Origin of the sequence: Nocardioides sp. J9, assembly GCF_007829375.1 — a bacterium.
In the GTDB taxonomy this organism is placed as follows: Bacteria; Actinomycetota; Actinomycetes; order Propionibacteriales; family Nocardioidaceae; genus Nocardioides.
In genome coordinates this window covers 22,157-31,660 of the sequence record NZ_VLJQ01000092.1, presented here as the reverse complement: position 1 = coordinate 31,660, position 9,504 = coordinate 22,157, and the positions used below count along the sequence as shown (strand labels likewise).

Annotated in this window: 8 protein-coding genes; 4 read left to right on the top strand and 4 right to left on the bottom strand. The window is 70.1% G+C overall.

Annotated elements, in window-relative coordinates:
- From L615_RS15940 to L615_RS15925, 4 genes are all read right to left on the bottom strand, one after another.
- The coding region (locus L615_RS15940) for a CoA transferase (protein WP_186449897.1) at positions 1-485 on the bottom strand (485 nt) is incomplete at its 3' end.
- A 38-nt stretch (positions 486-523) separates the two neighbouring features.
- A complete protein-coding gene (locus L615_RS15935; RefSeq protein ID WP_145725710.1) occupies positions 524-2,131 on the bottom strand; it encodes an NAD(P)/FAD-dependent oxidoreductase in 1,608 nt (535 codons plus the stop codon).
- Between the two features lie 74 nt (positions 2,132-2,205).
- On the bottom strand, positions 2,206-2,628 hold the full coding sequence (locus L615_RS15930; protein ID WP_145725709.1) for a universal stress protein: 423 nt from the start codon (positions 2,626-2,628) through the stop codon (positions 2,206-2,208).
- A gap of 23 nt (positions 2,629-2,651) precedes the next feature.
- Positions 2,652-4,682, bottom strand: a complete 2,031-nt coding sequence (locus tag L615_RS15925; RefSeq protein WP_145725708.1) for an FAD-dependent oxidoreductase — start codon at positions 4,680-4,682, stop codon at positions 2,652-2,654.
- Between the two features lie 337 nt (positions 4,683-5,019).
- Between L615_RS15925 and dctP the strand changes: the two genes are divergently transcribed.
- The 4 genes from dctP (at position 5,020) to L615_RS15905 (ending at position 9,496) form a co-directional block, all read left to right on the top strand.
- Positions 5,020-6,303, top strand: coding sequence for a TRAP transporter substrate-binding protein DctP (gene dctP, locus L615_RS15920; RefSeq protein WP_051485475.1), 1,284 nt, complete (start codon positions 5,020-5,022; stop codon positions 6,301-6,303).
- Between the two features lie 127 nt (positions 6,304-6,430).
- On the top strand, positions 6,431-7,261 hold the full coding sequence (locus tag L615_RS15915; RefSeq protein ID WP_186449896.1) for a zinc-binding dehydrogenase: 831 nt from the start codon (positions 6,431-6,433) through the stop codon (positions 7,259-7,261).
- Positions 7,262-7,397: 136 nt separating this feature from the next.
- Positions 7,398-7,967, top strand: a complete 570-nt coding sequence (locus L615_RS15910) for a TRAP transporter small permease (RefSeq protein ID WP_051485474.1) — start codon at positions 7,398-7,400, stop codon at positions 7,965-7,967.
- Positions 7,964-9,496 (top strand): TRAP transporter large permease, encoded by a 1,533-nt coding sequence (locus L615_RS15905; protein WP_028654551.1) that lies wholly within the window; start codon positions 7,964-7,966, stop codon positions 9,494-9,496. The genes L615_RS15910 and L615_RS15905 overlap by 4 nt, the downstream gene beginning before the upstream one ends.
- The last annotated feature ends 8 nt before the right edge of the window (positions 9,497-9,504 follow it).

Genomic DNA, 9,504 nt, shown 5'->3' with positions numbered 1-9,504 from the left:
GGCGAAGCCGAACGGGGGAGCGGTCGGCGGCGTGTGCCGCTCGCCGTCTCCGCGACGGTGCCGAAGCCGGGACGCTCGCGGTACGGGCCGGTCTGGCCGAAGCCGCTGACCCGGGTCATGACCAGGCCGGGGTTGGTGGCCTTGAGCTCGTCGTACGACATCCCCCAGGCCTCCATGCGACCGGGGCGGAAGTTCTCGATGAACACGTCGGCGCCGGCGACCAGGCGCTTGAGGATGTCCCGGCCCTCGGTACGGCGCAGGTCGAGCCCCACGGAGCGCTTGCCGCTGTTGAGGCGGGCAAAACCGATCGCCATGCCCTCGTGGGCCGGCTGCCACTGCCGCGCGAAGTCACCGCTGGTCGGGTCCTCGACCTTGATCACCTCGGCGCCGAAGTCGCGGAGCATGCGTCCGGCGGTCGGAGCGGCGTACATCGAGCCGGCCTCGATCACGCGGACGCCGGCGAGGGGGCCGTGGGAGTTCGTCATCTTGTTGGTCCTTGGGAGTCAGCCTGGGACAGGCAGGGTCAGGTGAGCTCGAAGCCCTTGTAGTTGTCGGCAGCGACCTGGTCGCAGACGTCGCGGTAGTGCCCGACGCCGCCGAGGTAGAGGCTGAACACCCGCGGCTTGCCGGGGACGTTCGCGCCGACGTACCAGGAGTTGCCCTTCATGAAGAGGGTGGGCGCGGCCTTGTCGTAGACCTCCTGGGTCCACCGGTCCTGCGCGTCCTCGAGCGCCTCGGCCTTCGAGATGCCGTTCTCGAACTGGTACTGGACGAAGTCGGTGATCCACTCGACGTGCTGCTCGATGGAGATGAGCATGTTGCTCAGCACCGACGGGCTGCCGGCGCCGCCGACGACGTACATGTTCGGGAAGCCTGCGGTGCTCACACCGATGTAGGTGCGCGGGCCGTCGGCCCACGCGTCGGGCAGCCGCACGCCGTCGACGCCCTGGATGTCGATCGCGAAGAGCGGTCCGGTGAGGGCGTCGAAGCCGGTGGCGAGGACGAGCACGTCGAGCTCGTGGCGGGCGCCGCTCTCGAGGACGACGGCCGATCCCTCGATGCGGGCGATCGGGTCGGCGCCGACATCGACGAGCGAGACGTTGTCGCGGTTGAAGGTCTCGTAGTAGTCGATCTCGAGCACCAGGCGCTTCGAGCCGAACGGGTAGCCCTTCGGGCACAGCGCCTCGGCCGTCACCGGGTCCTTGACGAGCTCACGGATCCGCTGGCGGACGAACTCGCCGGCCTTCTCGGCCGCACGCTCGTCGGTGCGGAAGTCGCGGTACGCCGCGAGGATGTCCGGACCGCCGCGGTCCCAGAGGCGCTGCAGGTTCTCCTCCAGCGCTGCCGGGTCGACGTCCAGGGCGGACTCGGTGCCGATGTGGCGGTGCGTGCCGCCAGGGTGGTGCCGCGCGATCTCGCGGTACTCCTGGAAGCGGGACTTGAGGTCGGCGACGTACTCGGGGTCGAGCTCGTGGTTGCGCGCGGGGATCGCGTAGTGCGCGGTGCGCTGGAAGACCGAGAGGTGCGCAGCCTGCTTCGCGACCTGCGGCACGGTCTGCACGCCGGACGAGCCGGTGCCGATCACGCCGACGCGCTTGCCGGACAGCTCGACGCCCTCGCGCGGCCAGTCGCCGGTGTGTGCGAGCACGCCGGCGAAGTCCTCGATGCCCTCGATGGCCGGGAGCTGCGGGGTGGAGAGYTGKYYKYTGGCCATGATCACGTGGCGGGCGGCGATCCGGTCACCCTGGTCGGTGGCGACGCGCCACAGCGACGCCTCGTCGTCCCAGTGCATCTCGGTCACCCGGGTCTCGAAGGTGATGCCCGGGCGCAGGTCGAGGCGGTCGGCGACGAAGTTGATGTAGCGGAGGATCTCCGGCTGCGCGGGGTAGCGCTCGGTCCAGGTCCACTCCTGCACGATCGCGTCGTCGAACGAGTAGCAGTAGTCGACGCTCTCGATGTCGCAGCGCGCGCCAGGGTAGCGGTTGCGGTACCAGACGCCACCGAGGTCGTCGTCGCCCTCGATGACGTGGACGGTGCGGCCCAGGGTGCGGAGACGGTGGAGGCTGTAGAGGCCGGAGAAGCCGGCGCCGACGACCAGGACGTCCAGCTCGGACGGGGGTGTGGTGCGCATGGCACGATCCTTCCTAATCAATGCGTATGAATATTAGCATTGAGGTGGCGTGGGTCACAAGGGGTCTCGAGGGGTCAGTTGGTGTTCGCGATGTAGACGTCGCACTCGGCGTGGTGGGCCACCGCCGCGGCGACGCTGCCGAGGACCCGGGCGATGCCCTGCATGCGCGCGTTGCCGACGACGATCAGGTCGGCGGAGAGGCGCTCGGCCTCCGACAGCAGCGCGTCCGCGGGGCGGCCGAGCACGGCGGCGGAGGTGACGCTCGGGGCGATCGGGCGCAGCAACTCGGCGACCTGCTCGGCGATCGCGGCGGACTCCTGGGAGATCGCGATCTGCCGCGTCTCCCCGTCCGCGTCGACCTCGGCCGACTGCTCGCGGACGTAGGCGCACACCACGTGCAGCGTCGCGTCCGTCGCGGCGGCCAGCCGGGCGGCCTTCGTCGCAGCCTGCTCCGAGCGCGGGTTGCCGTCGACTCCGACGATGATGGTGGTGGTCATGGCGGGCTCCTTCGGTGGGCCGGTCAGCGGGTGCCGGCGGGGATGAGCTGGAGGGTGGGCAGGGCCGCCTCGTCCACGGTGGTGAGCTCCTCGGCGAGGGCGTAGGCCTGGCGGGTCGCGAACACGAGGCGGCGCGGCGCGTAGGCGTCACCGAGGACGTGCACGTTCGGCCGAGCGGTGCGCACCTCGTCGTACAGGGCGCTGTCGGAGACGCCGCCGCAGGCGATCACGACGGAGTCGTAGCCGCCGACGGTGCGCAACCTCTGCGAGTAGATGTGACGCAGCACGGCGCCGTCGGGGGTGACCTCCTCGAGCTTCTCGAGGAAGCGGAACTCCACGCCCGCCTCGTCGAGCCGGCCCAGGATCGAGCCGACGATGTAGCGGCCGAGCTGCACGGCGGCGTTCGGCGTGGAGTACGCCATCGTCACCTCGTGGCCGCGGGAGGCGAGCCGGTCGGCGAGCAGCAGGGGGGCGAGGTGGTCGTCCTCGACCACGACGAGCACGCGCTTGCCCGGCTCGGCGGCGCCGCTCATCACCTCGCGCGAGTCGAGCACCACGGGGAGGTCGATGCCGGGGACCTCGGGGAGCCGGCTGTCGGCGCCGGTGGCGATTGCGACGACGGTGTCCTCGGGCAGTGCCAGCACGTCGGCGGCGGAGACCTCGGTCTCGAGGCGGACGTCGACGCCGAGCTGCTCGAGGCGGCGCACCTGCCAGTCGAGGTAGGCCGCCATCTGGTCCTGGTCGGGAGCGCCGAGGGCCAGGCGGAGCTGCCCGCCGAGCGTCGACGACCTCTCGATCAGGGTGACCGGGGCGCCGGCCTCGGCGCAGAGCGCGGCGAGCTCCATGCCGGCGGGGCCGCCGCCGACCACGGTCAGCGGGGCGCTCATCCGGCGGGCGCTCCACGGTCCCTCGGTCTCACGGCTGGTGTGCGGGTTGACCGCACAGCCGAACGGCAGGCCGTCGACGTAACGGCGGTTGATGCAGTCGTTGCCGCCGATGCACGGGCGGATGTCGGCGGTGCGGCCCTCGCGGGCCTTCACCAGCAGCTCGCCGTCGGCGACGTGCGCGCGGGCCATGCCGACGACGTCGGCGGCACCTTCGGCGATGAGGCGCTCGGCCACCTCGGGGGTGTTGATCCGTCCGGTGTGCACGATCGGCAGGCTGAGCTCGCTGCGGAACTGCGCGGAGATGTCCGCGAACCCGCCGGCGGGGAACCACATCGGCTGGATGTAGCTGGGGTTGCCCCACGGGCTGCCGGCGACCAGGTGCAGGTAGTCGACGAGGCTGGTGCCCTCGATGACCTTGGCGATCTCCAGCGCAGCCGCGGCGTCGAGGCCGTGCGGGTCCTCCTGGAGCATGTTCATCCGGACCCCGAACACCTTCTCCTTGCCGATGGCGCCGCGGACGGCGGTGAGGACCTCGACCAGGAAGCGGGTGCGGTTCTCCAGGCTGCCGCCGTACTGGTCCTCGCGGGCGTTGGTGAGCGGGGACAGGAACCACTCGTGCAGGTCGTCGTGGTTGGCGTGCAGCTCGATGATGTCGATGCCTGCGGTGGCGGCCTTGTCGGCCGACCAGGCGTACTCGTCGACGAACTGGCGGATCTCGTCGAGGTTCAGCACGTGCGGGGCGATGTTGCTGACCGGCGAGCTGTAGCGCGCCGACGGGCCGTGCGGGTGGCCGCCGATCATCGTGAGCTGCTGGGCCGCGTAGGCGCCGACGGAGTGGATCGCGTCGACGTACGCGCTGACCCGCTCGTGGTAGACCGGCAGGCGGAACCAGCCCTTGGTCTCGGCGCTCATGCCGGTCGGCTCGAAGCCGGTGTGCAGCACGTTGGCGAGCCGGCCGGGCATGGTCGTCCACGACACGCCGGCCTCGGCGCGCGAGCGCAGGTAGGCGATCGCCTTCTCGGCGTCGGCGTCGGAGCCCCACAGGCTCCCGATGGCCGAGGAGTGCGGCGGCATGATGACGCGGTTGCGCAGCTCGATGGACCCGATCCGGAACGGCGTGAACAGGTGCTGGAAGCGGCCGTCGGCCTGGGGTGCGAGCTCGGTCATGGTGCCTGTCTCCTCGGTGAGTCTTGCTCCGGACATTAAGGCAAATCATCCGCATAGATCAAGAGACCTTCGGCCCACCCTGCCGGATGGGCCCGTGCATCCCGAGCCTCGAAGGGGGGTGTTCTGGAATTCGACCTCGTGTGACGATTGACACCAGAGAAATTCATAGTAATGATTACCCGCAGTTCCGGTGTGACGCCGACCACGGACCTCGTTCGCGGGGTCGTCCCGGGGAGTGGTCGGTACCGGCCGGGAGTGAACAGGACGTCCGGGGACGTCGGCGCCACGACGGTGCTCGACCAGGCCCCGGCTTCCCCACCTGAACCTGGAGACAACCATGCGCGTTTCGATCCGCCGGCCCAAGCCGGCCAAGCTCATTGCGGCGGCCTCGCTGCTGTCGCTCACGGCGACGCTCGCCGCCTGCGCCGAGGAGGGCGGCGCCGCCAGCGGTGGCGGCGAGTCCGTGGCGTACGGCGCCACCAAGGAGGAGTTCCAGGCGGCCCTCGAGGACATGTCGCCGGTGACCCTCGTCATGCAGAGCACCGCCCCGAAGGGCGCGCCGACCGGCCGCCGCTTCGAGGAGTACGCCGCCGCTGTCGAGGACTGGTCCGGCGGCAAGATCACGATGGACATCGCGTTCTCCAACTCGATCGCCCCGCAGGACCAGGTCGACGACGCCATCGCCGACAGCCGCATCGACGTCGGCTCGGTCATGGCCTCGCTCGAGCCCGACAAGTTCGCGGCCATGAACGACCTCATGAACCTCACCTTCCTCGGTCGCCAGGGCCCCGTGGACGGCGTCCTGCAGTTCCACGGTGCCATGGAGGAGGCCGCGCTCAACTCCGAGGAGATCACCAAGGAGTACGCCGACAACGGCATCAAGCTCCTGCTCCCGATCTTCTCCAGCGGTCCGGCGATCGTGGCCTGCACCGAGCCGATCACCGGCAAGGACTCGCTCAAGGGCCGCATCGCGGCGACCTCGAGCCGCCTCCAGGTCGAGCAGGCCGAGGCGCTCGGCATGTCGACGGCCACCGCCAACTACACCGAGCTGTTCGAGGCCCTCGAGCGCGGCGTCGTCGACTGCGTGTTCTCGACGCTCGCGACCTCGCACCTGAGCGGCTTCATCCCGGCCGCGCCGTACTTCGCCATCGACATGGAGACCGGCTTCGGCAACGCCGGAGGCGCCATCTCGATCAGCAAGGCCCGCTGGGACGAGCTCCCGCTGGCTGCCCAGCAGCTGCTCTTCGACCGCGTCGACGTCCTGCTCGAGGCCAACATCCGCGGCATCTGGGACAACATGACCGCCGCGCTCGGCGAGATCGAGAAGGCGAAGGGCTCGATCGTCGGCCTCGACGAGGCCTCCGTCGCCGCGATCAAGAAGATCAACGACGAGGAGCTGTCCGACGTCGCGAGCAGCAAGTCGCTCGAGGACGGCGAGGCGTTCGTGAAGGGCCTGCAGGAGGACGTCGAGGCGTGGGGCCCCTACGTGGACGGGCTCGAGCAGACGACCGACATCACCTACGACAACTTCCTGACCGACTTCAACCCTGCGGACTTCGACCTGAAGCCCTACATGGAGCTGCTGTGGGAGAAGGTCTTCCTCTCCCACCGGCCCGCCTGAGGCTGAACGACGCCGTGGCCGGCGCGCCCCTGCGGGGGCGTGCCGGCCGCTGGCGTGGAACAGGGTCCCGGATCTCCCGGGACTCGGTCAGGAGATCATGGACGACGATGGCCGGGGAGGGCTTGAGATGAAGGCGTGGCAGTTCACGGGACCGGGGGAGCCGCTGGTCCTGGCAGAGGTTCCTGTCCCGGAGCCCGGCGCCGGCGAGGTGCTGGTCGAGATCCGTGCGGCCGGGCTGTGCCACACCGACGTCGGGATCCTCGACGACCCGGGCTGGCTCTCCCAGCTCGCCCCGCGGCCGCTCACCCTCGGCCACGAGGTCGCGGGTGTCGTGGTGGCGCTGGGTGAGGGCGTCGAGGACGTCGCCCTCGGCGCGCGGGTCGGCATCTCGCCCGCCGGGCGGACCCGTCCCGGCCTGGGGCAGGGCGGCGGCTACGCGTCGCACTGCCTGGCCTTCCCCGAGGACCTCATCCCGATCCCCGACGGCGTGGGCTTCGCCCAGGCCGCCGCCGGTACGGACGCCGGCAAGACCGCCCGCCCCGCCGCCGCCTGCCGCGGTCAGGTCGAGGCAGGGCAGAAGGTGGCGGTCATCGGACTCGGCGGAATCGGCCAGGTCGCGACCCGGCTCGCCGTGCTGCGAGGCGCCGACGTCGTGGTCGCCGAGCCGCGCGAGGACCTCTGGCCGATCGCGAAGGAGCTCGGTGCTGCGCGGGTGGTGGGCTCGCTCGCCGAGGTCGAGGAGTCCAGCCTCGACACGGTCATCGACCTCGCCGGGGTCGGTGTCACCACGAACCAGGCCATCTCTGCTGTCCGCAAGGGCGGTCGCGTGGTCCAGGTCGGCATGGCCCGCCTCGAGGCGACCATCTCCACGCGCGACCTGATCGTCAAGCAGGTCGACCTGCTCGGCTCCAGCGGCGGCAGCACCGCCGGCCGCCTGGTCGCCGTCTACGGCAGCTGATCAGCCAGCCCCTTCAGGCTATTGCTAATCATGGTTATCCTTGTTAGCGTGTGTGAGCGCGCTCACCCGAAGGCCCTGCTCACCGCTCCCGGGAGCCTCGTGCCCGGGCGCAGCGCCTGAGACGAGAGAGGTCCCCATGAAGCCCAACGCGTCGCTCGCGACCCGCGTCTTCACGGCCGTGGTCGAGATCCCGGCCGTCATCGTCATCTTCGTGATGATGGTGCACGTCACGGCGAACGCCCTGATGCGCACCTACCTCGACCACCCGCTCAAGTACACGCTGGAGATCGTCCAGTACTGGTACCTGCCGATCCTCGCCCTGCTCGGCTTCGTCGCCGCCCAGGCCCGCGGCCAGCACATCGCGACCGACCTCGTGTACGCGCGGCTCCCGCGACCCTTCCAGCGGATCGTGCTCTTCGTCGTCTTCGGCGTCAGCGCGGTCATCATCGCCGGCTGCGCCTGGTTCGGCTGGGGCGAGGCGCAGGAGGCCCAGCGGCTGAACCTGCACGCCGGCGTGAGCACGGTGCCGTCGTGGCAGGTCTACTACCTGGTCCCGGTCGTCTTCGGGATCCTCGCCGTCCAGCTGGCGTTCGCCGCGATCCGTGGCCTGGCCGGTCACGGGCTGGAGATGGAGGAGGTCGAGCCCGAGGACGCCATCGTCCTCGCCGACCTCGAGCGCGACCACGCCGAGGAGGCGACCCGATGACTGTCAGCAACGACTCCACCGCCACCCTCGACCACGCCGAGGAGCCCACCTCGCCGACGGGTGGTGGCGCCGGCTCGACCGACGCCGCCGTGATCGCACCGGGGCGGTCGTCCCGCAAGGCCTGGGTCCTTGCGATCGCGATCGCCGTCGTCGTGGTCAGCGCCGTGGTGATGCTGCTCCTGCCGCTCAAGCCGATGGTGCTCGGCGGAACCGCCTGCGTGCTCATGCTCGCGCTGCTGTTCCTGCGCATGCCCGTCGCCCTCGCGATGCTCGGGCCGAGCCTGCTCGGCCTGTACGCCCTGCGTGGCGAGATGGTCGTCGAGAGCCAGCTGGCCACCCTGCCCTACCTCACGGTCGCGAGCTGGACCCTCAGCGTCGTGCCGATGTTCATCCTGATGGGCCTCCTGCTGTGGAAGGCCGGGCTGACCGAGAGCCTCTACCGGGTGGGCAACCAGTGGCTGGGCTGGATGCCCGGTGGCCTGGCCGTCGGCACCAACATCGCCGGCGCCGGGCTGGCGGCCGTCAGCGGCTCGAGCGTCGGTACGACGTACGCGCTCGCCCGGATCGGCATCCCCGAGATGCTCAAGGCGGGCTACGACAAGCGCCTCGCCATCGGTGCGGTCATCGTCGCCGGCCTGCCCGGCCAGCTGATCCCGCCGAGCCTGATGCTGGTGATCTACGCCGGTGTCGCCGAGGTCCCGATCGGTCCGCAGCTGCTCGCCGGCATCGGCCCGGGCATCCTCGTCGCGGTCCTGTTCAGCATCATGATCATGCTGATGGCGCCGCGCTGGGCCGGCTCCGCCGAAGCCGCCGCGGCGCTGCGCCCGCGGGTGACCTGGGGCGAGCGCTTCCTCGGCCTCGCCAAGGTGTGGCCGATCCCGCTCATCATGCTGATCATCCTGGGTGGGACGTTCTCCGGCACGTTCACCGCGACCGAGGTCGGTGCCGTCGCCGCGCTTTGTGCGGTGGTCGTGACGATCCTGTGGAAGCGCCGGTCCAGCTTCTCCGCCATCAGGGAAGCCGCCATCGCGACCGTCAGCAGCGTCGGCGCGATCTTCCTCATGCTGATCGGTGTCGAGGCGCTTTCCCGGATGCTCGCCCTGACCGGCCTGACCGGTGCGTTCGCGGACATGATCGACTCGATGGGCCTGAACCGCGTCGAGTTCCTGCTCCTGATGACGGTCGTCTACATCGTGCTCGGCACCTTCATGGACCCGATCCCGATGCTCCTGCTGACCGTCCCGATCCTGATCCCGACCCTCAACGCGCTCGACATCGACCTCATGTGGTTCGGCGTCTTCGCGGTCTTCATGGGCGAGCTGGCGGTGGTCACGCCCCCGGTGGGGATTCTGGCCTTCATCATCCACTCGATCGTGAAGGACAAGGAGGTCAACCAGGGCCAGAAGATCTCGATGGGCGACGTCTTCAACGCCATCTGGTACTTCATGCCGATGGCCATCGTCACGGTCCTGATCCTGATCTTCTTCCCGCAGATCGCCACCACCATCCCCGAGATGTCGATGAAGTAGCGCCCGGG